We start from the raw sequence: 26,995 nt of genomic DNA on the forward strand, positions 1-26,995 counted from the left end.
TTGCCAGCCTAATCATTTTCAATCGAACGATTAAAAATGGAGGCGGAGCATGGCGGGTGCGCTCGACGGGTTGACGGTACTGGAATTCGCAGGGATCGGCCCCGGACCCTTCGCCTGCATGATGCTTGCCGACCATGGTGCGCGCGTCATCCGGATCGATCGTCCCGCCAAGGGTGACCGTGTCGGAGACAGCGGCAATCGCGACATCCTCAATCGCAACCGCGAACGGATCGAACTCGACCTCAAGGATCCTGCCGCAATTGCCCGGGTCCGGGAAATGGTCAAGCAGGCAGATGTCATCGTCGAAGGATATCGGCCCGGAGTCATGGAAAAGCTTGGTCTCGGGCCGGATGTGCTGCTCGCCGACAATCCCAAGCTGGTTTTCGGCCGGATGACCGGATGGGGGCAAGATGGGCCGATGGCTCCGCTTGCCGGGCACGACATCAACTATATCGCTCTGTCAGGTGCGTTGCACAGCTTTGGGAAGGCCGGCGGAAAGCCGCAATTTCCGGTCAACCTTGTCGGCGACTTTGGCGGCGGTGGCATGCTCATGGCGTTCGGCGTCATGACAGCCGTCTTCTCTGCCCAGCGCACTGGCAAAGGACAGGTGGTTGACTGCGCGATGGTTGACGGCGCCGCCATTCTTTCGGCGATGACCTATACCTTCCTCGGGCTTGGCCGCTGGAAGGACGAGCGCGGCGTCAACCTGCTGGATGGCGGGGCACATTTCTATGACACCTATGAAACCAGTGACGGCAAGTACGTGTCCATCGGGTCGATCGAGCCGCAGTTCTATGCGCTGCTCCTGGAAAAGACCGGCCTGACAAACGATACCGCTTTCGCCCCGCAGATGGATCCACGCGTCTGGCCGGACCTGAAGGAGCGGCTGACGACGCTGTTCCTAACCAAGACTCGCGACGAATGGTGCGCAATCATGGATGGCACCGACATCTGCTTTGCTCCGGTGCTCAGTCTGCGCGAGGCTCCGACACACCCGCACAATGTGGCGCGCGAGACCTTTGTCGAAGACGAGGGAATGATCATGCCTGCGCCCGCGCCGCGGTTCCTCGGCACACCCGCGCCACGGCCATCGCTGGCCGGGCGGGGCTGAGCGCGGTCAATCGGCGCGGACGGCTGCGTCCAGTTCCGCGTCGGGGTATTTGCGCTTGTGGCGGATCGACCACCACAGCGACAAGCCGATAAGCGCCGCACCGATCAGGCCGGTGACGGTCTCGGGAATGTGGAACCGCGCCGACAGGATCATGATAGCGGCGAGCGCGATGATCGCCCAGAAAGCGCCGTGTTCGAGATAGCGATATTCCGAAAGCGTGCCCTTCTGCACCAGCATGATGGTCATCGAACGGACGAACATCGCACCGATCGACAGGCCGAGCGCGATAATCACCATGTTGTTCGACAGGGCAAAGGCCCCGATCACGCCGTCGAAGCTGAATGAGGCATCGAGCACGTTGAGGTAGAGAAAGCCGCCAAGGCCGGAGCGCACGACAACCCCTGCTGCCTTCTGCGCCTCATCGCGCATTTCGAGAACGGTGCCAAGCGCCTCGACGCCGATGAAGGTGACGAGTCCCAGCACGCCCGCGACGAGGAAGGTCATCCCTTCGTCCTCGGGCAGCAGGAACGTCATGCCGTAGAGCGCCAGCAGCAGCAGCGCGATTTCAGCGGCCTTGATATTGGAGACGACGGCAAGCTTTTCCTCGACCCACTTGATCCAGTGGACCTCCTTTTCACCATCGAAGAAGAACGAAAGTCCGACCATGGCAAGGAACGCGCCGCCGAAACCGGCAATGCCGACATGGGCGCTGCTGACGATCTCCTCGTACCGCTTGGGGTCATTCAGCGAAAGCTTAAGCGCCTCTACCGGCCCGAGCCCCGCCGCGATCGCGACGATTGCCAAAGGGAAGACGATGCGCATGCCGAACACGGCAATGACCATGCCCCAGGTGAGGAACCGCTTCTGCCAGATGTCGTCCATGTCTTCGAGCACGGCAGCGTTGACCACCGCGTTGTCGAACGACAGCGACACTTCGAGGATCGACAGGACCACCACGATCCACACCAGCGACATCGTGCCGCTGGCCGTGCCTGTCTGCATCCAGCCGTATGCAACGGCCAGTGCGAGGCACACGAGCGTGAATAGGATCGAACCCTTGTAGAAACGAAGCAAGCTGATTTCCCCTATTGAGCCCTGCAGCGCTTACTTGGGCTGGTAAGTCTGTTCAATGCCGGGGAACGCACGAGAGCGCACTTCGGCTGCATAGGCTGCAGCCGCAGTGGAAATCGTGTCGGCAATGTTCTCGTATTTCTTCACGAAGCGCGGCACGCGTTCGAACATGCCGAGCATGTCTTCCGTCACCAGCACCTGACCGTCGCATTGTGCCGAAGCGCCGATGCCGATGGTCGGGCAGGGCACGGCTTTCGTGATCGCCACGGCAATCGGTTCGACCACGCCCTCGATCACGATGGCAAAAGCACCCGCTTCAGCCAGGGACTGCGCATCGCCAACGATCTTGGCAGCTTCGGCCTCGCTGCGTCCGCGCGCGTTGTAGCCCCCGAGGACGTTCACAGCTTGCGGCGTCAGGCCGACATGGCCCATCACTGGAATGCCGCGCTTGGTGAGGAACGCGACCGTCTCGGCCATGGCTGCCCCACCTTCGAGCTTCACCGCCGCGCAGCCAGTTTCCTTGAGCAGTCGCGAGGCGCTCTCGAATGCTTGCTGCGGCGATGCTTCGTAGGAGCCGAACGGCATGTCGACCACGACGGCTGCGTGGTAGGAGCCGCGCACCACGGCTGCGCCGTGCGCGGCCATCATGTCGAGCGTGACCGGCACCGAAGAGGGCAGGCCATAGATCACCTGGCCCAGCGAATCCCCCACGAGCAGCAGGTCGCAATGGGCGTCGAGCAACTGCGCCTGCCGCGCTGTGTAGGCGGTCAGCATGACCACCGGCTCGGCCGTCACACCATCCTTCTTGCGCTGGCGGATTGCCGGAATCGTCAACCGCTTCATCGGTGCAGGGGTAGGGTTCGCGCGACTGGTAGCGGTGTCGAGCTGGAAGGTCGTGGACATCGTTGCGCATCCTCTCAAGCGGGCAGATGCTTCTACTTGCTTGTCGAAAACCCGCAAGGTGGCCCGGCGCGCAGGCAATCTTTGATGCAAGGCTGGGGAAAAATGGCTTGCGCGATAGGCCGTTCCCGCTAGCGTTGCGGCGCATAACCTGGTTTCCGGCGCAACCGTTTTGGTTTCAGGCACCGGACCAAGGCGGGAGAATTTCATGTTCGGTCGCGTCAAACCGCTCGACGCCATTCTAGCAACTGCTGAAAAGAAATCGTTGCATCGCTCGCTGGGCCCGGTCCAGCTTACCCTTCTCGGCGTCGGCGCCATCATCGGCACCGGCATCTTCGTGCTGACGGCCGAAGCCGCGCAGAAGGCTGGCCCCGGCATGATCTGGAGCTTTGTCATCGCCGGCTTCGTCTGCGCGGTGGCGGCACTGTGCTATTCGGAATTGGCCTCGATGGTGCCGGTTTCGGGTTCGGCCTATACCTACACCTACGCGGTGATGGGCGAACTGCTGGCATGGATGGTCGGTTGGGCGCTGATTCTCGAATACGCGGTGGCAGCCTCTGCCGTCTGCGTGGGCTGGTCAGGCTACTTCGTCGGGCTTTTGCGAGATTACGTGGGGCTTGAGATACCGCAAGCGCTGGCCAACGGGCCGTTTGCGGGTGGCGTGGTCAACCTGCCGGCGCTGGTGATCGGCCTGCTCGTGACTTGGCTGCTGATGATCGGCACCTCGGAAAGCGCCAAGGTCAACGCCGTGCTCGTCGCGATCAAGGTCGGCGCGCTGACACTGTTTGTCTTTGCCACGGTCAAGTACCTGAACAACGGGCCGAACTTCACCCCGTTCACCCCGAACGGCTGGGGCATCATCGGCGTTGGCGGCGCAGCGGCCTCGATCTTCTTTGCCTATGTCGGCTTTGACGCGGTCTCGACTGCGGCCGAGGAAACCAAGAACCCGCAGCGCAACGTGCCGATCGGCCTGATCGGCAGCCTTGCGATCTGCACGGTGTTCTACATCCTGGTTGCTGGCGGCGCGATCGGCGCGATCGGCGCGCAGCCTGTGGTCGGCCCAGCCGGCGAGGTTCTCGCTCCGGGTTCCACGGCGCTGGCAGAGCAGTGCTCCTCACTGCTTGCCTTGGGCAAGGAACCGCTTGCCTGTTCGAAGGAAGCGCTGGCGCACGTCCTCAAGGAAATCGGCTGGACCAAGCTGGGTGGCGTTATCGGCCTTGCTGCCGGTCTTGCTCTGCCTTCGGTCATTCTGATGATGCTGTTCGGCCAGACCCGCATCTTCTTCGTGATGGCGCGCGATGGCCTGCTGCCTGAAAAGCTTGCCACCATTCACCCCAAGTGGAAGACGCCGCACATCGTCACCGGCATTACCGGTGTTTTCGTCGCTGCTGCCGCTGCCTTCCTGCCGGTGGGCAAGCTGGCCGACATCTCGAACTCGGGCACGCTGTTCGCGTTCTTCATGGTCGCCATCGCGGTGCTCGTGCTGCGCCGGACCGAGCCGAACCGTCATCGCCCGTTCCGCACGCCGCTGATCTGGGTGACGGCGCCTCTCGCCATTGTCGGGACCTTCGCGCTTTATCTGCTGCTGCCGTTCGATGCGAAGATGGTGCTCCCGGTGTGGGGGGCGCTCGGCCTGGTGATCTATTTCGGCTACAGCCGCAGCCGCAGCCATGTTGGTCGTGGTCTGGTCGAAGTGCACGAGGAAGACGCCGACGTGCCGCCGCAGCCGGTGCCGCCGATCAACTGATCGAGGCAAGTTGGCAAAGAACAAGGGCCGCTCCTTTCGGGGCGGCCCTTTTCGTTCGGCTATATGCCAAAGCCTTACAGCTTGGTGTCGGTGTATCCGCCCTTGACGTCGTTGGTGACATCCATGCCAAGCGCCATCTTGGCCGTGCCGATGATGCCGAGGTCACCCGCCCAGATCGAAGCGTCACCAAGGTTCATGCGCATGAACAACAGGTTGGGAGCGTCCTTGCCGCCCGGAAACCAGGCCTCGACGAAGTTGTTCCAGTGCTTTTCCAGCACGGCACGGTCGGTTTCCTCGACCAGCACGCCATGGAAACGCGCGAAGACGTCATGGCCCTTGGAAGAGAACGTTGCGGTGGCACCGCCCATTGTGGCGAAGCGGTTGTCGCGGCTGGTGAAGAACCAGATCGCGCTGTTGGCGTCCTTGTCGAGCCGCGCGGTCATCGGCGCGGCCGAATCCGGATCGTCGTCAAGCTGAAGCATGACGTAAGGCGACGAGGACATCGCCTTCCAGAATTTTTCGCGGAGTTCTTCGGGGTTGCCCTGATCGTACTTCATAGCAGCAATGTCCTTTGCTTGTCGGCAGTTGCCTGATGAACGGAACCGAGCGGGTGAGGTTCCCCCCAGCTTTTTCCCCAAGGCTGTGCACATAAGGGAAAGGAAGCACGGATTGCGCGTTCCAAAAAATAGAACATAATAGGAACAAAGGAACGAATCGCATGATCGAACACACCCCTATCCGCGATCCTGTCGCGCTGGCTCCAGGCCTTGTGCGCGGTATCGGCGCATCCGACAGGACGCCCCGCTGGACACCGGGACTGGCGCTTGATTGCCCTCATGCCGAACTGTTTGCACCGGCCCGCGATGCCAGCGGGGCGGGTATGGCGCTGGCGCTTGCACGCGATGCCCTTCGCCAGCAACAGGCAGCTGCGGCGCCCGACCAGCGTCCCTTCCTCTGGGTGCAGGACAAGGCTGCATTGCGACTGTCGGGGCGGCCTTACCTGCCGGGTTTGCCCGCAGACTTGCGCCATCGCCTCATCCACGTAGCCGCTGCGACGCCCGAGGATGCCCTGTTCGCCCTGGAAGAAGGCCTGCGCTGCCGCGATCTCGCTTTCGTCATCGGTGAACTGGCAGGCAATCCCCGCGCGCTTGATTTCACCGCTTCGCGCCGCCTCAGCCTTGCGGCGGAGAAGCATGGGCTTCCGCTCTGGCTGGTCCGGCTCGACGCCCGGCGTGATCTCGGTGCAGCGCGAATGCGGTGGGAAGTCGCACCCGCACCTTCGCCACGTCCGCGCTGGAACGGTCATGCCCCCGGCAAACCGTCATGGCGCGCCGATCTTTTTCGAGCACACACCTTTCACCCCGGACAATGGACCTTGCGCGATGACGACGCTCTCCTCGTCGCCGAACCTGCTCTCCCAGAATCCCGGACGCCGGATCATGGCGATCTGGTGCACGGATCTGGCGATCGATCGCTGGCGACTGGCTGAAGGTCTCGCACGGGGCGAGGGGATCGATGCTGCCCCGCTCGCGCTGATCGAAGACACTGCACATGGTCCGCGCATTGCCGCAGCCAATGCGGCTGCCCTTGCCGCCGGCACCGCCCCGTCGATGCGGCTCACCGATGCGCGCACGCTCTGTCCAGCGCTTGCGGTCCGCCCCGCCGATGCCGCAGGTGATCTCGCCTTTCTGGAGAACCTTGCCCTGTGGGCACAACGCTGGGGGCCGTGGAGCGCGCTTGATCCGCCAGACGGTCTGCTCGTGGATACCAGCGGTGTGGCTCACCTGTTCGGCGGCGAGCGCGCGCTGATCGGCGATGTGCTGGGCTTGCTGGACAAGCGCGGCCTTGTCGCCCGCGCCGCACTTGCCCCCACGGCGGGCGCGGCCTGGGCGCTGGCGCGTTACGGGCCTGTGGCCGCGATCCAGCCTGCTGAAGCCGATCCACGCACCTTTCTCGCCGATCTGCCCGTTGCTGCATTGCGCCTCGATGCCGATGTGATCCTGCTTTTGCGCCGCCTGGGCCTGAAGCGCCTGGGCCAGATCGAGGGACTCACGCGCGAGAACCTTGCCCGCCGCTTCCGCAATCATCGCTCGGCAGCGGCAAATCCCCTGTTGCGGCTCGACCAGATCCTCGGCCTGCGGCCCGAGCCGCTGCTGCCAGTCGTCGGCGTGCCGGCTCCTATGGTCCAACGCCGGTTGATGGAACCGATCCGCCATCGCACCTTGCTCGATCAGGTAGTTGAAGATCTTGCCACCGACATGGCCCGCCTGCTCGAAGGACTGGGGCAGGGCGCGCGCCGTCTCGAGCTGGGGATGTGGAAGGTCGATGGCGAAGTCGTGGTGCGTCGGCTCGAAATGGCCGTCGCCTCACGCGATCCTGCGCATATCTGCCGCCTGTTCGCCGCGCGGCTCGATGATCTCGATGCCGGGTTCGGCATAGAACTCGTGCGTCTTCGTGCGTCCTGGGCCGAGCCCTTGCAGCTGTCCCAGGCCGATCTCGATGCGGCAGCCGAGCGCCATGGTACCAGCCTTGCCGCCTGCATCGACCGCTTGACTGTCCGCCTTGGTCCGGAAGCGGTACGGCGCCCCGTCGCGCATGGCAGCCACCTGCCTGAGCGCGCCCAGCGCTGGCAGCCGCCATTGGATGACTTGCCATCTTCACAAGAAGAATTGCATTTCCATCACAGGCCTATGAAACTGCTGGATAAACCTGAATCGGTTGCGGTGATATACGAGACGCCTGACGGTCTCCCGCGGCAGTTTCAATGGCGCGGCCAGCTGCATAAGGTTGCGCGTGCCGAAGGGCCTGAGCGCGTTGCGCCCGAATGGTGGCGCGAACGCTCCACCGTGCGTTTGCGCGATTACTACAGGATCGAGGACGAAGCCGGGCGGCGCTACTGGATCTACCGCCATGGCATGATCGGCGACGGGCGCGGTGGAGCCCCTGAATGGTTCATCCAGGGGCTCTTTGCATGAGAGATCAGACTGCCGGTGCGACGATGGTCTGCGCAGTCAGCGTATCAATGACTTCCTGCGGCATCGTTTCGGCAGGGCGGCCAGACAGGAAATCGAGCAGGTCATTGGTCAGCCGCTCGGTCTGCGTGGCAAACACGCCGTGCGGTTCGCCATCATATTCGATGAGCGTGGAATGCGGCACTGCCTTGGCCACCGCGCGCCCCGTCGCCTCGATTGGCACTGTGGCGTCCGAAGTACCATGGATGACAAGTGTAGGTACCCGGAACGAGGCAAGATCACCGCGGAAGTCGGTGGTGGCAAAGGCCTTGGCGGCGAGCAACGTCGGCCGCAGGCCCGCTTGCATGGCAGTGGCCCACGAAAGCTTCAGCGTCTCGTCGCTTACTGGCTTGCTCAGCATGCCCACGCCGTAAAAATCGCGGAAGAAGCCGGTGAAGAACTTTGCGCGATCCTCCAGCATGCCATCGGTCATTTCATCGAAGGTCGATTGCGGCACGCCTTCCGGGTTGTCGTCGGTCTTGAGCATGTAGGGCACGACCGAGGACACCAGCGCCACTCGTGAAACACCGCGTCCCCCATGCCGCGACATGTAGCGCGCGATCTCGCCGCCGCCCATCGAGAAGCCGACAAGGGCTGCGTTGTCGCTTGCATTCATTGCCGTCATGACGTCAGCCAGATCATCGGCAAAGGTATCGTAGTCATAGCCCTCTGAAGGCTGATCGGAACGCCCGAACCCGCGCCGGTCATAGGCAATGGCACGAAAGCCTGCATCGGCCAGCGCATTGCTCACCGGGTCCCAGCTGTCGCCCGACAGCGGCCAGCCGTGGATCAGCACCACCAGCGGGCCATCGCCCCACGACTTCGCAAATAGACGGGTCCCGTCGCGGGTCTCGATCATCGTCATCAAACTGTCTCCTCAGGCCCCACCCGTGTGACTTGCCAACGGCTCGTCCCGTTTCGCGTTCCTTCTCCCCGCCTGTCCACAGGTACGGGCTGGCGCATGGCATGCAAAGAACATATAAAGAACACATGTCGCAGCTTACTGTTCTTGAACGCCTCGAAATTCTGGCTGATGCTGCCAAGTACGATGCCTCCTGCGCCTCGTCGGGCACCACCAAGCGCAACAGCAAGGGTGGCAAAGGTATCGGATCGACCGAGGGCATGGGCATCTGCCACGCCTATGCGCCTGATGGTCGCTGCATCTCGCTGCTGAAGATCCTGCTGACCAACCATTGCGTGTTCGATTGCCATTACTGCGTGAACCGCAAGAGCTCGAACACCCGCCGCGCGCGCTTCACGCCGCAAGAGGTGGTGGACCTGACGCTGTCGTTCTATCGCCGCAACTATATCGAAGGTCTGTTCCTTTCTTCCGGCATCGTAAAAAGCTCCAGCCATACCATGGAGCAGTTGATAGAAGTTGCTCGTATCTTGCGGGAAGAACATGATTTTCGCGGCTATATCCACCTCAAGACTATCCCCGAGGCCGATCCCGAACTGGTTGCGCAGGCCGGGCTTTACGCTGACCGCGTCTCGATCAACGTCGAACTGCCAACGGTCGCCGGCCTTACCCGTCTCGCGCCTGACAAGTCAGCACCGCAGATCGAAGGTGCGATGGGATCGCTGAAAGAAGCGATCGTCGAGGCCAAGGACGCCCGCAAGCGCTTCCGCCATGCGCCGAAGTTCGCTCCCGCCGGCCAGTCCACGCAGATGATCGTCGGCGCCGATGCCGCTACCGATGCCGATATCGTCGGCCGGGCCAGCACGCTTTATGATCGCTTCCGCCTGCGCCGCGTCTATTACTCAGCCTTCAGCCCGATCCCTGATGCCAGTGCGGTCCTGCCGCTGAAGCGACCACCCTTGATGCGTGAACACCGGCTCTACCAGTCCGACTGGTTGATGCGCTTCTACGGTTTTGCGCCGCATGAGGTGCAGCAAGCTGCGGGTAGCGACGGCATGCTCCCTCTTGATGTCGATCCAAAGCTGGCTTGGGCGCTGCGCTTTCGTGGCGACTTCCCGGTCGATGTCAATCGGGCCCCGCGCGAGAAACTGCTGCGTGTGCCGGGGCTGGGGGTGAAGGCTGTCAACGCGCTCGTTGCCGCACGCCGCCAGCGCCGTCTGCGCCTTGCCGATGTTGGCAAGCTTACCGTCTCCATTGCCAAAGTGCGCCCATTCATCGTCACCGAGGACTGGCGTCCGATCATGCTGACCGACCGGGTGGATCTGCAAACCCTGCTGGTCCCTGCGGCCAAACCTGCGCAGATGGAACTCTTTGCATGAAGCCGTTCCGCGACATGCGGCTGTCCGGCGCTTTCCGCATCGAGCTAGCCGCTCCGGACGATTTCGAAGGTTGGCGCGATGCTGCCCGCCGCATGGTCCGTGCCGATGTGCCGCCGGACCGCATCACTTGGGAATCCCCGGCGGACCAAGGGGCGGACCTGTTTGCGCATGGCGGTCGCCGCCTGCCATCGCCGCCTGCCGATGCTCCGCAACCGCGCGTTTCCAGAGACTTTCTGCAGCTTGCGCAAAGCGTGATCCTGCATTCTGATTCCAAACGATTTTCTCTTCTCTATCGCGTGTTGTGGCGCCTGCAGTCATGCCCCCGACTGATGGAGGACAAGGCTGATGCCGACGTCCGTTCGATGGAGGATCTGGCGCGGCAGGTGCGGCGCGACATTCACAAGATGCGCGCCTTCGTCCGTTTCCGCAGCATGGAGGACGAAGGGATGGAGCGCTACGTGGCGTGGTTTGAGCCTGAGCACCATATCTTGCGCGCCAATGCCGGGTTTTTTGTACGCCGCTTCACCACGATGCAGTGGTCGATCCTTACCCCGCGCGGCACTCTGCATTGGGATGGCACAGCGCTGCAGGAAGGTCCGCCAGCGACCCGTGCCGATGCGCCCTCGGGTGATCCGGTCGAGGTACTATGGCGCAAGTATTATGCATCGATCTTCAACCCGGCGCGTTTGAAGGTCGGGGCGATGCTCAAGGAAATGCCCCGAAAGTACTGGAAGAACATGCCAGAAGCGGCACTCATTCCCGAGCTGATCGCAGGAGCGCAGGCACGCGAGGCACAGATGGTGAAGGCGGGCGAACACGACTTCGGCGATCGGCCGCAGAGTCTCGGTGCAATTGGCGAGGCGATTCTGGCCTGCCGCCGGTGCGAGATCGGCTGCAATGGCACGCGCGCAGTCATGGGCGAGGGGCCGTCTTCCGCGCCGCTGATGATCGTGGGAGAACAGCCTGGTGACAGCGAGGAGGAGCAGGGTCGCCCGTTCGTCGGCCCGGCAGGTCGCCTGCTGCACTCCCATCTCGAGGAAGCAGGCATTTCGGACGAGCGCACCTATGTCACCAACGCCGTAAAGCACTTCAAGTTCGTGCCCCGTGGCAAGCGTCGCCTGCACCAGAACCCGACGGCCAAGGAAATCGATGTGTGCCGGTGGTGGCTCGATGGCGAGCGGGTCATGGTCAAACCCCATCTTGTGCTTGCCTTGGGCGCAAGCGCGGCGCGCAGCCTTCTGGGCAAGACGGTAAGCGTGCAGAAGGTGCGGGGGGAGCCGCAAATGCTCGATGATGGCAGCGAGCTTTGGATCACCACGCATCCGAGCTACCTTTTGCGCCTGCAGGACAATGGGCGCGCAGAAGAAGAAATCAAGTTCGCCAACGACTTGCGCAAGGTAGCTGCCAGGCTTGCGGAACTTTCCGGCGCTGACTGATGCCCGAGCCTGCGCTGACGCCACCGCGGCGCCACGTCACACCTTCTGAAGGCAGGCCACCGCCGCCAGCGGCTTTTGTCGAACTTGGATTGGCCACCTGCTTTTCATTCCTGCGAGGCGCATCCGACGCGCGGGACCTGATCCTTGCGGCGCAGGCTCTGGGCTATGATGCGCTGGGCATTGCCGATGCCAACACCTTGGCTGGGGTGGTGCGCCTTCACACCGATGCAGAGGCGGTGAACATCCGCCCGATCATCGGATGCCGGATCGAAACGGTGGAAGGACTGGCATTCCTTGCCTATCCGCAAGATCGCGGAGCCTATGGCCGCTTGTGTCGCCTGATCTCGACGGGGCGGATGCAGACCCTCACAGGGGAGTGGCAAGCCAAGGGTGTCTGCCAGATCGATCTGGCAATGCTGGCGGAGCATGCTGAAGGCTTGCGCCTTGTCCTTGTTCCACCTGCCGATCTGGATCAGACATTTGCGTTGGAAACCGAAAGCAATGTCTATGCTTTTCTACGGGGGGAGGCAGCGGTTGCTCCACCGGTTTCCAACAGCATATCCCTGTCTTTTCCAGATCTTCTCCCCCGTCTTGTCCACAGTTTGCCGAGCATGCGTCATGTCGCTGCAAGCTACCTCTACGTTGGCGATGACATTGCCCGCATCGAGCGCCTGAACGCGCTGGCGCGGAGCAGCGGCCTTGGCCTGCTTGCGACCAATGAAGTGCTTTACGCCACGCCTGCACGCCGCCCGCTTCAGGATGTGATGACGGCCATCCGCCACAAGACGACTGTCGCAAAGGCGGGGCATTTGCTTGAACCCAACGCTGAACGGCATCTCAAGTCACCGGAAGAGATGGTCCGGCTGTTCGAACGTTGGCCCGATGCGATTGCGGCGACGCGCCAAGTGGCGGACTCCTGCCGGTTCAATCTCAGGGAACTGCGCTATGAGTATCCCGAGGAGATTTGCCCCGAAGGCCACGATCCGCAATCCTGGCTTGAGATGCAGACCTGGGAAGGGGCACGTGGTCGCTATTGCGGAGACGTGCCGGATGGCGTTGCCGAAACCTTGCGACGCGAACTTGAACTCATCGGGAAGCTGGATCTCGCAACCTACTTCCTGACTATCAAGGATATTGTTGATTTCGCGCGCAATTGTGATCCGCCGATCCTTTGCCAGGGACGTGGGTCAGCAGCCAACTCTGCAGTATGCTACTGCCTGGGCATCACCGCCGTCGATCCCGCAAAGCACGCCCTGCTCTTTGACCGTTTCATTTCCGAGGAGCGCAAGGAGCCCCCGGATATCGACGTCGATTTCGAGCATGAGCGGCGCGAAGAGGTCATTCAGTATATCTATCGCCGCTTCGGCCGAGCGCGAGCGGGGCTTTGCGCCACGGTCATCCATTATCGCCCGCGCATGGCGATCCGCGAAGTGGGCAAGGCGATGGGCCTTTCCGAGGACGTAACCGGCGCACTGGCGCGCACCGTCTGGGGTAGCTGGGGTACCGAAGTTGGGGAGCGGAACGTCAATGAAAGTGGCTTGGATGGCACCGATCCCTATCTCCGGCGGGTTATCACCATTGCTCAGCAAATGATTGGAATGCCTCGCCATCTCTCGCAGCATGTTGGGGGGTTCATCCTTACTCAGGGGCCTCTGACGGAGACAGTGCCGATAGGCAACGGCGCGATGGCCGATCGCAGCTTCATCGAATGGGACAAGGATGACATCGAGGCGCTCGGCATTCTCAAGGTCGATGTGCTGGCGCTCGGCATGCTCACCTGCATTCGCAAGTGCCTCGATCTGCTTGGCGCGCATCATGGACGGGACCTGACGCTGGCCACGGTCCCGCGTGAAGACCCGGCGGTCTACGATATGCTGTGCAAGGGTGATTCTCTTGGCGTGTTCCAGGTGGAAAGCCGGGCGCAGATGAACATGCTGCCGCGCTTGCGGCCGCGGCAGTTCTACGATCTCGTGATTCAGGTGGCCATCGTTCGTCCCGGCCCGATCCAGGGCGACATGGTCCATCCCTATCTGAAGCGGCGACGAGGGGAGGAGAAGGTCGAGATCCCCGCACCTGGCCCCGAACATGGCCCGGCAGATGAACTGAGTTCGATCCTCAACCGCACGCTGGGAGTGCCGATCTTCCAGGAGCAGGCGATGAAGATCGCGCTCGATGCGGCAAAATTCTCCAGCAAGGATGCCAACCGCCTGCGCAAGGCCATGGCGACCTTTCGTTCGCGCGGGATGGTGCACGAACTCGAGGATCTGATGGTCGGCCGCATGGTTCAGCGCGGCTACGATCCCGACTTCGCCGCGCGCTGTTTCAACCAGATCAAGGGCTTTGGCGAATACGGCTTTCCCGAGAGCCACGCCGCCAGCTTCGCTCATCTCGTCTACGTTTCGTCCTGGCTGAAGTGCCACTATCCCGCAGCATTCGCCTGCGCCTTGCTGAACTCGCAGCCGATGGGCTTTTATGCACCTGCCCAGATCGTGCGCGATGCAGCCCAGCATGGCGTGCCCGTACTGCCTGTCGATGTGAACCATTCGGATTGGGACTGTACGCTGGAGCAGGGCGGGCGTGCCCTCCGGCTCGGTCTGCGGCAGATTGACGGCTTCCCTGAGCACGCAGCCGCCATGCTGGTCGCGGCAAGGAGCGAGGGTGGGGCGTTCGGGGATGCGGCAAGTCTCAAGGAGCGGGCAGGGCTGTCACCTGCGCTGGTAGAGCGGCTTGCAGCCGCCGATGCTCTGGGATCGCTCGGTCTCTCGCGCAGGCAGGCGCTATGGGACGCGCGCAGCCTCGTCGCGCCGAAGGAACTGCCGCTGTTTGCCGCCATGACGTCACGCTCGGAGGGGGAAGAGCGCAGCCGCGCCATCTTGCCGATGATGCCCTTGTCCGAGGAGGTCGTTGCCGATTACCAGACGCATCGCCTGTCGTTGAAAGCCCACCCCATGGCATTCCTGCGACCGATGCTGGGGGAGCGTGGCTTTGTGCGCGCGGCAGATCTCAGAAACCACAAGTTTCGCGCCATGGTGCAGGTGGCCGGAGTGGTGCTGGTGCGCCAGCGCCCCGGCAGCGCAAAGGGCGTCTGCTTCATCACGCTCGAGGACGAGACCGGCGTGGTCAACCTGGTGATCTGGCCTGATCTCATGGAGAAGCAGCGCAAGGTCATCATGGGCTCCCGGCTCATGGAAGTGCGCGGGCGTGTGGAGTACGATGACGAGGTCATCCACGTCATCGCCATGCACCTGACCGACGCCAGTGTCAGCCTTGATGGACTTTCCGATGCCGACAGGCTGGTGCCGCCGATTGCGCGGGCTGACGAGTGCAACCGGCCAATCCCCGAAAGAGCCGGACCCGGTGCCCGCACGCACCCGCGTGACGTGCGGATCATCCCCAGGTCACGTGACTTTCACTAGGTCCGAAGCCGCTCGATTCCCTGGGCCAGCGCGACGTAGAGCTTGCCCATGTCGGAGGACAGCAACGTAACGCCCAGAGCGTTACCATCCCGTGTCGAAAGCAACTGGCGCAACATCGACTCGAAGTCATGGATGTAGCGGTTTACGTGTTCGCGGAATTCGCTCTCGGCTTCGTAATGTGCCTGCACAGCTTTGGCTTCGGCGTTTTCGAGCAACGTTACGGCACGACGGGTGAAGATCCCGCGGTCGCCACGCAGATACGATGCCCACGCGGTTTCCGACACGTCCGTCGACATCGCCTTTGCAATGTCGATTGCCGAGGAATTCAGCGATTCCGTGATCAGCGCAGCACGACGGGCAAAATCGTTGTCTACCTGCTCTTCGGCCTTTTCACGCACGCGACCGACGCGCGCTTCAAGATTGCCGGCCAGTTCATCGACCTTGGTCAACTGGTCACGCATCTGGATCGCAGTATCGCGACTTGCTGCCGCAGCAGCGTCGATTGCTTCTTCAAGCCTGCCGACAAGTTCGGCGGCGCGGCCCTGAAGCACTTTTGCAATTGCCGCGTTGCTCTGCTCGGCAAGGCGAGCGGCAAGCGCTTCAACCTCGCCAGCGGTGCTTTCACGCAAGGCATTCCCTGTTTCCGCCGCAGACTGCGACAGCTTGCCGATCGCACCGGACAGGCTCTCTTCGATGGCTGCCGAAAGAGCAGCGCTTTCGTTGCGGGTCTGGGCCAGCGTTTCACGCAAGGCAGACAGCCGCGCTTCGTGCTCTGCGGCATTGGCGGCGAGGCTCTTCTGCGCCTTGGCAAGCTCCTTCAGCGTATCTGCCACTTCGCTGCGTGCGGTGCCGACATTTTCGGCCAGCGTACGGCCGCCATCGCCCGCTTCGCGCAAGGTGTCGCGCAGGGTGAAGATGCGATCTTCCAGACCCTTCAGGCCGGCTTCTGTGCTGCGCAGGGCTTCGGGAATCTGGGTGCGCGTATGATCTCCGCCAGCCTGAATCAATTCAAGCAAGCGCACGGCCGACACGGTCAGTTCGCCAATCTGCAGGTCGGTGCCTGACAGGGCATGGCGCATTTCACCGAGTCGTCCGTTCAGATCGGCCATGGCGCGGTCGACGATCGAGGCCGTCTCCGCCCCTTGCTGCCCCGAACTTGCCAGCACTTGCGAGAACGCGCTGACTTTCTGCCCGATCTCCTCGCACCGCTCGGCCAGCCGCTGTGCTTCGGCAAGTTGCGTTCGGCGCTGCGCATCGATCGCCTGATCCAACTCTGCAAGCTTGACTGCCAGTGCTTCTGCTGCGTCTGCAGCAGCACTTTCCATGGCAGCGCGGCGATCGGCAATGGCGCCGTCGATCTCGGCAAGCCTGTGCTCGAGTGCATTTCGCTGCTCGGAAACACTAGCCTCGGTCGCGGCGCGCCGGCGCGACAGCTGATCGTCCACTTCGCGCCCCTGTGCCTCAAGCAAGGCTGTCAATGAACGGGCTGCATCCTCGAACCGTGCCAGACGGCTGGCGGCGTCGGCAAGCAGCGCTTCGTGGTCCTCGCCCAGCCGTGACATGACGGCACGCATGACCTCGCCATGCGCGGAAGAACGTTCCTCCCATTGGGAAAGTGCCGCCCGCTCGGCCGCTGCATGATCGTCGGCTTGTCTTGCGCTCTGGGTGGCAAGCGCCTCGAAGCGGCCCTCCGCAATGGTGGCAAGCGTCTCTGAGGCAATTGCAAGACTGTCGATCGCGGCATTCACGCGATCGCGGAACGAACCCACCTGGCGCTCGCTTGCGAGTCCGAACTCGTTCAGACGCTGGAAGCCGGAAACAAGCTCTTCAAGCTGCAGGTGCGCTGTGCGCCCAGCGTTGCCGATGTTGTTCGTCACGTCCTTGGCGGAATTGGCGATCACCGGCAGCTGGCCGCGCAACTTCTCCATATTGTCGAGAGCGGCGGCCGAAACGGTCTGTATCCTGTCGATCTGGGCACCATTCTGGCCCACGAGCTCGGCAAGGCGCGCGCTGCTGTCGCCCAGTCGCTCGACCGCCACGCGACCGAGCGAATCGAGATCGCGGCTTTGCGCGGCAATGAAATCCCGGGCGAGCGAAAGCTCGGTGTTTACTGATTGCAGGCGAAGTTCGAGCCGTTGCGACTCGACAGAAAGCGCATTTGCCATTTCCGCAAAGCGCCGCCCCTCACGCCTGCTCGTGCGCAGGCCCAACGAGAGTACCGCCAGGACCAGCACCACCGGCATCGACCACTGCGTGATCCACCACGCCCATTGGTCTGCGCTGATCGGCTGGCTTTGTCGCAGAATGACCAGCCAGACGAAGAGACCCGTCCAAGTGGCAATGACCAGGCCGGCACCGGCTGGCGCGATCCAGTTGCGCTTGTACGGAGCGGGCTCGCTCCATTCCTGGGCGCGCCATTGCGGTTCGGGCCTTGCGCCGCTTTCCCCGCTGGCGCCATGGTCGTCCGCCTGTTCGCGCGTCAGGGGCTCGCCCTGCGCAGTGGTTTCCGCTGCACCGTGTTCGGCGCTTCCGATTGGAATGATCCGTCGTCCCCCGTTCATGTGGGTGATATATCACGATTTGCGAAAAGCCATAAACCCTGCCTTAACGTTTCGGCGCATAGCCTTGTCGCATGGCCTACGAAGGTGCCTCTCTCGATGCCAACCTCGCCGCTGCTGCAGGACACGATCCCGAGCTTGTGCGGGAATTGCGCGCCGCCTTTCTCGAAAGTGCGACCTTGCAGGTAGACCTGTTGGGCAGGTCCAGATGCGATGGAAACTGGCAGGTTGCCGCAATGAGGCTCAAGGGTCTTGCCGCAAGCTTCCATGCCGACGGTCTGCTTCTCCTGGCAGAGGAGGCCCTTGAGGGCGTACCGGGAGATCCAGCGATCATCCGGCGTCTGCACACCATGCTTGGCGATCTCGCGATAAGCTGACGGACGAACCGACCGATAGGGCGTTGCCTGCCATTGCAACCGGCGACAAGTTGTCTCGCTGTCTTGGCAGTGCTGCCTACAGTCCCTACCATGCCCGCGACAGGAGATTTGGCCTTGCGGGTCGCAATACTATCGTTGATCGAACCTGCTGGCGAGGCAGGAGGCCTGCGCGGTTACCTGCCCATCGGCGGGCGATCGCTGTTGCGGCATCAGATCGGTCTGGCGCTGTCGCTCGGAGCAAAGCGGATCGTTGTCGTCGCCGAAGGCATCAGCGGCGCCCTCGTGTCCCTTCAGCACGTTGCGGAATCGGGTGGCGCCCAGTTTCACGTCATAGCGACTGCACGCGCGCTCGTGCCGCTGGTTGCACCCGAGGACGATGTGATTGTTCTGGGTGATGGTCTGCTGGTGTTGCCGACAGACTTCACCAGACTGATCGAGAGCGGGCCTGCGGTGCTGACCTTGCCAGTCGAGACGGCACTGGCGCTTGGCTACGAACGGATCGATATCAACCATGCCAGTGCAGGGGCCATGCGCTTGCCCGGGCGGATTGCGGCGGGGCTGGCCGAACTCCCGGCGGAATGGCATGTCCATTCCGCGCTGCTGCGTCTGGCGGTTCAGGCGCAGGTGCCAATGCGTTCCGTACCGGCGAACATGCTTGATGACGGGCGGTGGTCAATCGTGCGGACCGAAGCCGAGGCGCTCCCGGCGGAGCGGCGCTGGCTTGGGCTTCATACCCGCCCCACCGCTGATGAAAGCCTCGCTCCCGGGTCGAGACTGGGCTTGTTCCTGGTCCGCCGATATGGCCCTGCAATCCTCCATGCCGGCACTCGCCCGGCGATCGTGCTGATCGCTGCGGTCGTCGTCGGGCTGCTTGGCGTCGGTTCCGGCTGGCTTGGCCATGACGTGGCCGGCTTCCTGCTGCTGGGTGCTGCCTGGCTGATCGAGCGGTTTGCGAGCGTGCTGGCGAAAGTGGAGCGGGATTCGCTCCTTTCTTCCGGCATTGCGCGGCAAGGCTCGGAGATCTTCACCCTGCTGATAGACTTGGGGTTCGTGTCGATCGCGGCGTGGCGCAGCGACTTGCCTGCAGTGCCCGGGGTGCCGCCGGGGGCAACAGCCTTCGCGCCATTGCTTTTCGTCGGGGGCACGCGCCTTGTGCGACTTGCCTTGTCCGGACGCCGTTGGGCCGGCCTGCTCGACGACCGTCTGTTGCTTGGCCTCGGCCTCGCGATTGCAAGCGTCCTGTTGCCGTTCGACGTTGCCTTGGGCCTTGCTGTCCTTGCCTTGTTCGGCACCTGCCTGTTCACGCTGCAGTTTGCGGCGGGCGGGGCGGGCAAGCGGGATCAAGCCGCTGAAAGGCTGTCCTCGTCGCACTCGGGAGAGGGTTCGCCTAACTCCCGGTTAACCAGTGGGCGGTAAGAGCTTGGCATGGTATTGACGGCACGCGGCACCTTGGGCTTGGAAACGATCGAGACGCTTCTGCGTGATGATCTGCGGCATGCGGATCAGGCGATGGTGCACATGGGTCCGATCCTGCGCCACTTGCTGCAGAACGACGACAGTTCGATCTTCAACGACGAGATTGTTGCGCGGGTGCGCGGGATGCTGGCAGACCTCGCGCGCCAGCTTGTTCAGGCGCTCGGGGAATCCGCCGGACATCAGGACGCGGCAGCATGGGCGCGTCAAGCAGGGCCTGGCCTTTCCGACATGCTCGGTGCCAACCAGGCATTGCTGGCGCATCTCCACATGCTCGCAATCGAATGGCAGCTTTGCGAACGCATGCAGGGACGGCTGGGCATCGATCCTGTCCTGACTCCGTTGCTGCAGGATATCATCGCTGCAGCCGACCCCGATCTTGCCGCAAGAGGCATGAACCTCCTCGCCGCGCAGGCACGCTTCGGCCAGTCGATCCGCCGCATGCAGCTTCCCCTGCTCGAACTGCCGGGCGACCTTCACCACATCGCCCTGGTCACGATGCAGGCCTATGTCTCAGAAGATCCAGTGGGCGAAGAGGCGGCGCAGAATGCTGAGCGCTTGCTTCGCCAAAGCCGCGCCCGTCACGAATCTCGGCTTGAACTGCTGACGCATTCAGTCGGCGCCTTGGGGAGCGACAGGATCAGGACGCTCGATCTCCAACATGCCGGCGTTGCGCTGTTTCTGACCGGTCTGGCGATCAACGCCATGTTGACCAGAGAGATGGCAGTCATGTGCACGACGGATAGCCAGATGCCGCGGCTGGCGCTTTCGCTTGCTGCATCCGGACTGGGGCGTGAAGGCATCGCCATCACCTTTGCTGCCTTGCACCCCGACATCGCCCTGCCTGACGGTCTCGAAATGCTGGGCGCGGATCGTGCTGCCGGCATCCTCGAGTTGTCCGAGCGAAGCGGTAACTGAGATGGTGGCCGCGGGGCCGATACGCGCCCGGAGCGATGGCGCGGACCGTCTCGTTGAGGCGGATGAGATGCTTGCCGCCCTGCAGGTGCGCCTTGGCGGCAGTTATCCCGGCCTTGTCGCTATTCCTTCCCTGCTGGCTGTCGTGCGTCGCGCGCGCGTCAGCGGAGCCCGGCTCGATGCGCATCTGACGGTCGAAGACGCGGGGCAGCCCTTCGTGTTCGACGCATCCGTCTGTCCTGACGCGGACGGTACGGAAATTACCATTTCGGGCTGGCAACTGGCATCGCAAGCCTGGGACGGTGCGGAAAAGGACAGCGCCGACGAAGCTTTGCTGCGACAGCTGGCCGAAGCGCATGTCGTGCTTGATCGCGAACAGCGCATAATCGCCGGCTCGACCTTCGGCGGTGATCTCGCGCAGTTCGAGCAGGATTTGCGTGGCGGGTTCGGTCGTTACTGGACCGACGTCGTGTCGCTTGAGGGCAGCAGCCATCGCCAGCCGCTGCACTGGCGGCTGCTCGACGGAGTGGGACTGCGCGTACCGGGTTCGCACAGGACGTGGCGCGCATGTATCCTGCCACTGAAGGGCGGGGGCTTCGAATTGCTGCTGATTGCCGAAACCGTGCTCGCAGCTTCAGCGGACGAAGTGCAGTCCGGACCGCCGGCGCCTGTCTCTTCAGCCGGTGATTTCAAGGGCCTCCTTGGCCAGCGCCTCGCTCCTGCCTTGCGATTGCCGCTCAACCGCATCGTCGCTAACAGTGAATCGATCCGTACGCGCCTGGCTGGCCCGCTCGATCCGCAATATGTCGGCTATGCCGCCGACATCGCGCAAGCGGGGAGGCACCTTCTCTCACTGGTCGAGGATCTGGCAGATCTCGATACCGTGGAAGAGGAAAGCTTCCAGCCGGCAGTGGACGACATCGATCTGGTCGATTGCGCACGCCGGGCTGCAGGTATCCTGGGTATGCGCGCTCAGGAGAAGCACATTGCGCTCGTGCTTCCCGATGCGGCGATAACAGCGCCGGCCTGTGCCGAATTTCGCCGGGTCTTGCAGATATTGCTCAATCTGATCGGCAACGCCCTGCGGTACTCGCCGCAGGATACCACCGTGCGGGTCGAGGCAGGATCGGCGTCCGATCACGCCTGGATCTCAGTCATCGACGAGGGTGAGGGTATTCCGCCAAACCAGGTCGAGCAAGTGTTCGAAAAGTTCGAGCGTCTTGGACGCAGCGGCGACGGCGGCAGTGGCCTGGGCCTCTATATCTCCCGAAAGCTTGCCCGCGCGATGGGTGGCGAGCTTTCGGTAACTGCAGCGGATAACGGTGGCGCCCGCTTCACGCTGACGCTTCCCCTGCGGGGCGAGGACAAGCGCTCTGCGATCGGCTGATCGCGCTCTAAGGAACTAAGGGCGTTTGCCCGCACGCCAAAGCGCGAATACGCCGAGCAGCATCAGGCCAATCCCGATGTATGCCCACTGTGTCTGCGCGAGCATGAAGCTCGAGGCGGGCCACATGATCAGGCCAAGGCCCTGACCGGTCCACAACCCGCCCATGAGCAGGGCGACGATGCCGAAAATTCTCAAAACAGTCGTCATCGTCGCCCTCTCGTTTGCCTGTTGGCCGCTTAACGGTTGCTCAACGGCACATAGTCGCGCTGGGTCGGGCCGGTGTAAAGCTGGCGCGGACGACCGATCTTCTGGCCAGGATCGCTGATCATTTCATTCCACTGCGCCACCCAGCCGACAGTGCGGGCAAGGGCGAAGAGCACGGTGAACATCGTGGTCGGGAAGCCGATCGCATTCAGGATGATGCCCGAATAGAAGTCGACGTTCGGGAACAGCTTCTTCTCGATGAAGTAGGGATCGTTGAGCGCGATCTCTTCAAGGCGAAGTGCGGTTTCGAACAGCGGATCATTGACCTTGAGCGCGTCGAACACCTCGCGCACGGTCGACTGCATGACAGTCGCGCGCGGATCGTAGTTCTTGTAGACGCGATGGCCGAAGCCCATGAGGCGGAACGGATCGTTCTTGTCCTTCGCACGCTCAATATAGTGCGGGATCTTGTCGGGAGTCCCGATCTCCTTGAGCATGTTGAGCGCGGCCTCGTTCGCGCCGCCATGGGCAGGGCCCCACAGGCAGGCGATGCCCGCGGCGATGCAGGCGAACGGGTTGGCGCCCGAAGAGCCGGCAAGGCGCACGGTCGAGGTCGAAGCGTTCTGCTCGTGATCGGCATGGAGGATGAAGATGCGGTCCATCGCCTTTTCAACGGCAGGGATCACTTCATATTCCTCGGCCGGAACCCCGAAGGTCATCTTCAGGAAGTTGCCGGTATAGGACAGCTTGTTGTCCGGGTAGACGAAAGGCTGGCCGACCGAATACTTGTAGGCCATCGCAGCGATCGTCGGCATCTTGGCGATCAGGCGGTGCGAGCTAATCTTGCGATGGTTGGGATCGGCGATGTCGGTGCTGTCGTGATAGAACGCCGAAAGCGCGCCGACCACGCCGCACATGATGGCCATGGGGTGTGCGTCACGGCGGAAGCCGCGATAGAACGTGGCAAGCTGTTCGTGCAGCATTGTGTGCCGCGTGATCGTGCGGCTGAAATCTGCCAGTTCCTGGCTGCTCGGCAATTCGCCGTTCAGGAGCAGGTAGCTCACTTCCATGAACGACGAATGCTCGGCCAACTGGCCGATCGGATAGCCACGGTGAAGAAGAACGCCTTCGTCGCCATCGATATAGGTGATCGCGGAATCGCAGCTCGCCGTCGAGGTGAAGCCCGGATCGTAGGTGAACATGCCGGTCTGGCCATAGAGCTTGCGGATGTCGATGACGTCCGGCCCGATCGTGCCGCTCTTGACCGGCATTTCGATGGTCTTGCCATCCGCGGTCAAAGAAGCCTGATTATCGCTCACGCCTAAGCCCTCCTGTTTCTTGTGTCTTTCCAGATACCTGCTCGTGGTCAAGCCGCCTGATCGCGAATGCGCGCAAGCGACTCGTCCTTGCCGAGCAAGGCCAATACGTCGAAAATTCCCGGCGAGGTAGTCTGTCCCGTCAGGCTCGCGCGCAACGGTTGGGCAATCTTGCCCAAGCCTATCCCAAGCTCCTCGGCCATTTGCTTTACCGTGGCCTCGAGGCCCTCGGTTGTCCAGACGTTTTCGCCATCCAGACGCTCGGCCACTTTGGCCAGGATCGCGCGCGCATCTTCCGTCAGCAGTGCTGCAGCCTTCTCTGCCATCGCCAAGGGACGCTGCGCAATCAGGAACAACGCCCCTGCCGAAAGCTCGTTGAGATCTGCAGCCCGTACCTTCAGGACCGGCATCGCGCGGGTCAGCAGGTCGAGATCGCTGTCCGCGTCGAAAGCCGGCTCGGACTTGGCCACGCGCGGAGCGACCAGCGTCGCGAGCCGCGCATCGTCGGCTTCGCGAAGGTAGTGACCGTTGAGATTGAGCAGCTTCTTGAGATCGAAGCGCGACGCACCCTTGTTGACGTCTGCGATGTCGAACCATTCGACCGCCTGCTCGCGGCTGATGATCTCCTCGTCGCCGTGTCCCCAGCCCAGCCGCAGCAGGTAGTTGAAGACGGCTTCGGGCAACAGGCCCATCTCGTCACGATAGGCATCCACGCCCAGCGCGCCGTGGCGCTTGGACAGCTTTGCACCGTCGGCGCCGTGAATCAGCGGAATGTGCGCATAGATCGGGTCGGGCCAGCCACCCTCGATCGCATCCATGGCGCGCACGATCACCAGTTGGCGGAACGCGTTGTTGATGTGGTCATCGCCGCGGACAACGTGCGTGACGCCCATGTCATGGTCATCGACGACCACGGCAAGCATGTAGGTCGGCGTTCCGTCCGAACGCAGCACGATGAAATCATCAAGCTCGCTGTTCTGGACCGTGATAGAGCCCTGCACGCGGTCGGGGATGGTGGTTTCGCCTTCGCGCGGGGATTTCATGCGCACGACGTAGGACTGATCGGCAGGCCACTGGTCGGGCGTGGCATCGCGCCACTCGCTGTCGATGCGGAACGGGCGCCGTTCGGCCTGCGCCTTCTCGCGCCTTGCCGCGAGCTCCTCCTGGGTCAGGTAGCAGCGATAGGCATGGCCGGCGTCGAGCATCTGGTGAGCGACTTGCGCATGACGATCCGACCGTGCGAACTGGAACACGGGCGCCTCGTCACCGCCGAGGCCCAGCCAGTTCAGCCCGTCGAAGATCGCTTCGATAGCGGCATCGGTCGATCGCGCGCGGTCGGTATCCTCGATGCGCAGCAGGTACTTGCCGCCGTTGTGTCGGGCGTAGAGCCAGTTGAACAGCGCGGTGCGCGCGCCGCCAATATGCAGGAAACCGGTGGGTGAGGGGGCGAAGCGGGTTACGACCGGAGCATTTGCCGGTGATCCTGCAGAAACGGTGTCAGTGGCGCTTGCCATTGGCCGCGCTTTCCTTTGCTTTGATTGCCATGGCGTCCCCGGCAGCAGATGGACCTGCGGCAGATTATCCCGCCGCCGATGCCGGCTCTGTCCCGGTCGGACGCGCGCGGCATTGGGGCATCCGCGCCCGATTGTCCAGTATGGTTACGGCGGTCGAGACATTCCTCGATGCCCATCCCTTCGAAAGGGGATTGTGGCTCGTCGTTGCCTTCGCCGCAGGGATCGTGGCGTGGCTTGCCTTGCCGACGGCGACGGACTGGATCGCCTTCATCGCGCTCAGTGGCGGACTTGCGATTATCGCGATCGCGCTGGTGCCCGAACGCCGCTGGCCACACCTGCGCCTGGCCCTGTTCGGCCTTGGTGCCATGGCTGCCGCCGGCTCCGGCACGATCTGGGCTCGCTCGGCATTGGTTGGGCAGCCGGGGATTGACCGCCCGGTCGTGCTGACGATCGAGGGCAAATTGCTCGAACGGCGGGAAGAACCTGCAAAGGACAGGGTCAGGCTCGTGCTGCTCGCCCGGCTCACAGCCTCGCCGCAGCCAGTGCGCGTCAGAGTGAACCTGCCATCCACGCGCGATGACGCCTCTCTCGTCGAAGGTTCAATCGTCCGCTTGCGTGCACGACTGATGCCTCCGGCACCGCCGGTCCTCCCTGGCGCCTACGATTTCGCACGCGCCGCCTGGTTCGACGGGCTTGCCGCTTCAGGTTCAGTGTTGGGCAATGTCGTGGTGGTCCGCAAGGCAGGGGGGGAAACCACCGTCAGGAAAGTGCAGCGGCTGCTTGCCGTCCACGTGCGATCACAGCTTTCCGGAGCACCCGGCGCCATTGCGGCGGCGTTTGCCAGTGGAGATCGCGGCGCCATCGCCACGGCAGATGAAGATGCCATGCGCGACGCGGGATTGACCCACCTGCTCTCGATCAGCGGCCTGCACGTCAGCGCGTTGGTAGGCGCTGTCTATTTCATCGTCTCGCGCCTGCTGGCGGCATTTCCCTGGATCGCCCTGCGGATTCGCGTTCCGCTAGCTGCTGCGCTGGCAGGGGCGTTGGGTGGCATCGGCTACACAATCCTGACCGGCGCCGAGGTGCCGACGGTCCGCTCCTGCATAGGCGCACTGCTGGTCCTGGTTGCGCTGGCGCTTGGGCGCGACCCCCTGTCGTTGCGCATGGTCGCGGTCGGCGCGCTGATCGTTCTGGTCTTCTGGCCTGAAGCGGTATTCGGGCCGAGCTTCCAGATGAGCTTCGCTGCCGTTGTCGCGATCGTGGCCTTCCATTCCTCTGCGCCGGCACGCGGCTTTCTGGCTGGCGACAAACATGGTGCGATGATCGGTCTCGCTCGCTCACTGCTGCTGCTTCTGGCGACTGGCGTCGTCATCGAGACGGCGCTGATGCCGATCGGACTGTTTCACTTCCACCGCGCGGGCGTCTACGGATCGTTGGCCAACGTCTTTGCCATCCCGTTGACGACTTTCGTGACGATGCCTCTGATTGGCGTCGCCTTGATCCTGGACCTCGCAGGCGTCGGAGCGCCCGCATGGTGGCTGGTCGGCAAAAGCCTCGAAGTTCTCCTGTGGATCGCGCTCTTCGTTGCAACCAAGCCGGGCGCGGTGACTGCCCTTCCTGCATTTTCGCCGGTGTCTTTCGTCACCTTTGTAATGGGGATGCTCTGGCTCGCACTATGGTCGGGCAGGGTGCGTGCGTGGGGCGCCCTGCCGGCTCTCGCTGGCGTCGCGGCGATGATTGCAACACCAGCGCCGGACATACTGGTAACCGGGGATGGACAACACGTCGGGATCACCGGACAGGATCAGGACCTTATCCTTCTGCGGATGGGGCGCGGCGATTACATTCGCGATAACCTGCTCGAGATTGCGGGGATCAAGGACAATGCACGAGCGATCGACACCTGGCCGGGAGCCCGGTGTTCACCCGATTTCTGCGTGGCACGGGTGTACAGGAAAGGCAGAAGGTTTGCCGTCCTGCTATCGCGCAGCCGCGCCTATATCGACGAATTGGCCCTCGCTTCGGCATGTGAACGCGTCGACATCGTCATCTCGGACCGGCGGTTGCCTTTTTCCTGCCGCCCCCGCATCCTCAAGGCAGACCGTTCCCTGCTGGAAAGAACGGGCGGGCTCGCCATCTATCTTAAAACCGGTCAAGTGCGATCGGTTGCCGGGGGGCAAGGCCACCACGGCTGGTATCGCTGGCCTTCGACCGAGCATGGAAGCAGCCGGCAATCGCAGGGGATCGCGCCGGACATGCCAAAAACGGCAAACTGGCCCAAAACAAAGAAATCGGGCGCACCAAGGACCGCCTGACCCCCG

The 26,995-nt window shown here is 62.9% G+C and carries 20 protein-coding genes; 12 read left to right on the forward strand and 8 right to left on the reverse strand.

Features of this window, described 5'->3' with window-relative positions:
• The first annotated feature begins 49 nt into the window (after window positions 1–49).
• Window positions 50–1,111: a CaiB/BaiF CoA transferase family protein gene (locus B9A23_RS01025; protein WP_084276864.1), complete on the forward strand. Its 1,062-nt coding sequence runs from the start codon at window positions 50–52 to the stop codon at window positions 1,109–1,111.
• A gap of 6 nt (window positions 1,112–1,117) precedes the next feature.
• Here the strand turns inward: B9A23_RS01025 and B9A23_RS01030 are convergent, their stop codons facing one another.
• Together B9A23_RS01030 and panB are read right to left on the reverse strand one after the other, a co-directional pair.
• Window positions 1,118–2,185: a DUF475 domain-containing protein gene (locus tag B9A23_RS01030; protein ID WP_084276866.1), complete on the reverse strand. Its 1,068-nt coding sequence runs from the start codon at window positions 2,183–2,185 to the stop codon at window positions 1,118–1,120.
• 30 nt (window positions 2,186–2,215) lie between these two features.
• Window positions 2,216–3,085, reverse strand: a complete 870-nt coding sequence (gene panB / locus B9A23_RS01035; protein WP_084276868.1) for a 3-methyl-2-oxobutanoate hydroxymethyltransferase — start codon at window positions 3,083–3,085, stop codon at window positions 2,216–2,218.
• Between the two features lie 205 nt (window positions 3,086–3,290).
• Between panB and B9A23_RS01040 the strand changes: the two genes are divergently transcribed.
• Window positions 3,291–4,829 carry an amino acid permease gene (locus tag B9A23_RS01040; RefSeq protein ID WP_084276870.1) on the forward strand — a complete coding sequence of 513 codons (1,539 nt, stop codon included), beginning with the start codon at window positions 3,291–3,293 and terminating at the stop codon, window positions 4,827–4,829.
• Between the two features lie 74 nt (window positions 4,830–4,903).
• Here B9A23_RS01040 and B9A23_RS01045 read toward each other — a convergent pair whose 3' ends face one another.
• Window positions 4,904–5,386, reverse strand: a complete 483-nt coding sequence (locus tag B9A23_RS01045) for a pyridoxamine 5'-phosphate oxidase family protein (RefSeq protein WP_084276872.1) — start codon at window positions 5,384–5,386, stop codon at window positions 4,904–4,906.
• Between the two features lie 161 nt (window positions 5,387–5,547).
• On the opposite strand from B9A23_RS01045, the gene B9A23_RS01050 reads away from it, so the two are divergent.
• Both B9A23_RS01050 and B9A23_RS01055 read left to right on the forward strand, forming a co-directional pair.
• Window positions 5,548–6,318, forward strand: a complete 771-nt coding sequence (locus tag B9A23_RS01050) for a hypothetical protein (protein ID WP_084276874.1) — start codon at window positions 5,548–5,550, stop codon at window positions 6,316–6,318.
• Window positions 6,212–7,804, forward strand: coding sequence for a DUF6504 family protein (locus B9A23_RS01055; RefSeq protein WP_084276876.1), 1,593 nt, complete (start codon window positions 6,212–6,214; stop codon window positions 7,802–7,804). The genes B9A23_RS01050 and B9A23_RS01055 overlap by 107 nt, the downstream gene beginning before the upstream one ends.
• 4 nt (window positions 7,805–7,808) lie before the next feature.
• On the opposite strand, the gene B9A23_RS01060 is transcribed toward B9A23_RS01055, so the two are convergent.
• The gene (locus B9A23_RS01060; RefSeq protein WP_084276878.1) at window positions 7,809–8,705 is read right to left on the reverse strand and encodes an alpha/beta fold hydrolase; all 897 of its coding nucleotides are present in this window, start codon (window positions 8,703–8,705) and stop codon (window positions 7,809–7,811) included.
• A gap of 125 nt (window positions 8,706–8,830) precedes the next feature.
• Between B9A23_RS01060 and B9A23_RS01065 the strand changes: the two genes are divergently transcribed.
• From B9A23_RS01065 to B9A23_RS01075, 3 genes are read left to right on the forward strand one after another with little or no spacing between them, the layout of a single operon-like run.
• On the forward strand, window positions 8,831–10,078 hold the full coding sequence (locus tag B9A23_RS01065; protein WP_084276880.1) for a putative DNA modification/repair radical SAM protein: 1,248 nt from the start codon (window positions 8,831–8,833) through the stop codon (window positions 10,076–10,078).
• Window positions 10,075–11,514 carry a UdgX family uracil-DNA binding protein gene (locus B9A23_RS01070; protein WP_176217830.1) on the forward strand — a complete coding sequence of 480 codons (1,440 nt, stop codon included), beginning with the start codon at window positions 10,075–10,077 and terminating at the stop codon, window positions 11,512–11,514. Before B9A23_RS01065 ends, B9A23_RS01070 begins: the two co-directional genes overlap by 4 nt.
• Entirely contained in the window at window positions 11,514–14,930 is a 3,417-nt protein-coding gene (locus B9A23_RS01075; protein ID WP_084276882.1) for an error-prone DNA polymerase, read from the forward strand. Before B9A23_RS01070 ends, B9A23_RS01075 begins: the two co-directional genes overlap by 1 nt.
• Here B9A23_RS01075 and B9A23_RS01080 read toward each other — a convergent pair.
• Complete coding sequence (locus B9A23_RS01080) at window positions 14,927–17,491, reverse strand: coiled-coil domain-containing protein (protein ID WP_084276884.1); 2,565 nt, start codon at window positions 17,489–17,491, stop codon at window positions 14,927–14,929. The genes B9A23_RS01075 and B9A23_RS01080 overlap by 4 nt on opposite strands.
• 71 nt (window positions 17,492–17,562) lie before the next feature.
• On the opposite strand from B9A23_RS01080, the gene B9A23_RS01085 reads away from it, so the two are divergent.
• The 4 genes from B9A23_RS01085 (at window position 17,563) to B9A23_RS01100 (ending at window position 21,640) form a co-directional block, all read left to right on the forward strand.
• A complete protein-coding gene (locus B9A23_RS01085; RefSeq protein ID WP_084276886.1) occupies window positions 17,563–17,865 on the forward strand; it encodes an Hpt domain-containing protein in 303 nt (100 codons plus the stop codon).
• A gap of 135 nt (window positions 17,866–18,000) precedes the next feature.
• A complete protein-coding gene (locus B9A23_RS01090) occupies window positions 18,001–19,281 on the forward strand; it encodes a glycosyltransferase family protein (RefSeq protein WP_176217831.1) in 1,281 nt (426 codons plus the stop codon).
• 9 nt (window positions 19,282–19,290) lie between these two features.
• The gene (locus tag B9A23_RS01095; protein ID WP_084276888.1) at window positions 19,291–20,256 is read left to right on the forward strand and encodes a hypothetical protein; all 966 of its coding nucleotides are present in this window, start codon (window positions 19,291–19,293) and stop codon (window positions 20,254–20,256) included.
• A gap of 67 nt (window positions 20,257–20,323) precedes the next feature.
• A complete protein-coding gene (locus B9A23_RS01100; protein ID WP_254894908.1) occupies window positions 20,324–21,640 on the forward strand; it encodes an ATP-binding protein in 1,317 nt (438 codons plus the stop codon).
• A gap of 15 nt (window positions 21,641–21,655) precedes the next feature.
• Here B9A23_RS01100 and B9A23_RS01105 read toward each other — a convergent pair whose 3' ends face one another.
• Genes B9A23_RS01105 through gltX form a run of 3 tightly spaced genes read right to left on the reverse strand, consistent with a single transcriptional unit; the run spans window position 21,656 to window position 24,674 of the window.
• Window positions 21,656–21,847 carry a hypothetical protein gene (locus tag B9A23_RS01105; protein WP_084276892.1) on the reverse strand — a complete coding sequence of 64 codons (192 nt, stop codon included), beginning with the start codon at window positions 21,845–21,847 and terminating at the stop codon, window positions 21,656–21,658.
• A 29-nt stretch (window positions 21,848–21,876) separates the two neighbouring features.
• Window positions 21,877–23,163, reverse strand: coding sequence for a citrate synthase (locus tag B9A23_RS01110; protein WP_084277461.1), 1,287 nt, complete (start codon window positions 23,161–23,163; stop codon window positions 21,877–21,879).
• Window positions 23,164–23,210: 47 nt separating this feature from the next.
• Entirely contained in the window at window positions 23,211–24,674 is a 1,464-nt protein-coding gene (gene gltX, locus B9A23_RS01115; protein ID WP_084276894.1) for a glutamate--tRNA ligase, read from the reverse strand.
• A 29-nt stretch (window positions 24,675–24,703) separates the two neighbouring features.
• Between gltX and B9A23_RS01120 the strand changes: the two genes are divergently transcribed.
• Window positions 24,704–26,989 carry a ComEC/Rec2 family competence protein gene (locus B9A23_RS01120; RefSeq protein WP_084277462.1) on the forward strand — a complete coding sequence of 762 codons (2,286 nt, stop codon included), beginning with the start codon at window positions 24,704–24,706 and terminating at the stop codon, window positions 26,987–26,989.
• Window positions 26,990–26,995: the final 6 nt, after the last annotated feature.

Origin of the sequence: Novosphingobium sp. B1 (assembly GCF_900176395.1) — a bacterium.
Taxonomy (GTDB): Bacteria; Pseudomonadota; Alphaproteobacteria; order Sphingomonadales; family Sphingomonadaceae; genus Novosphingobium.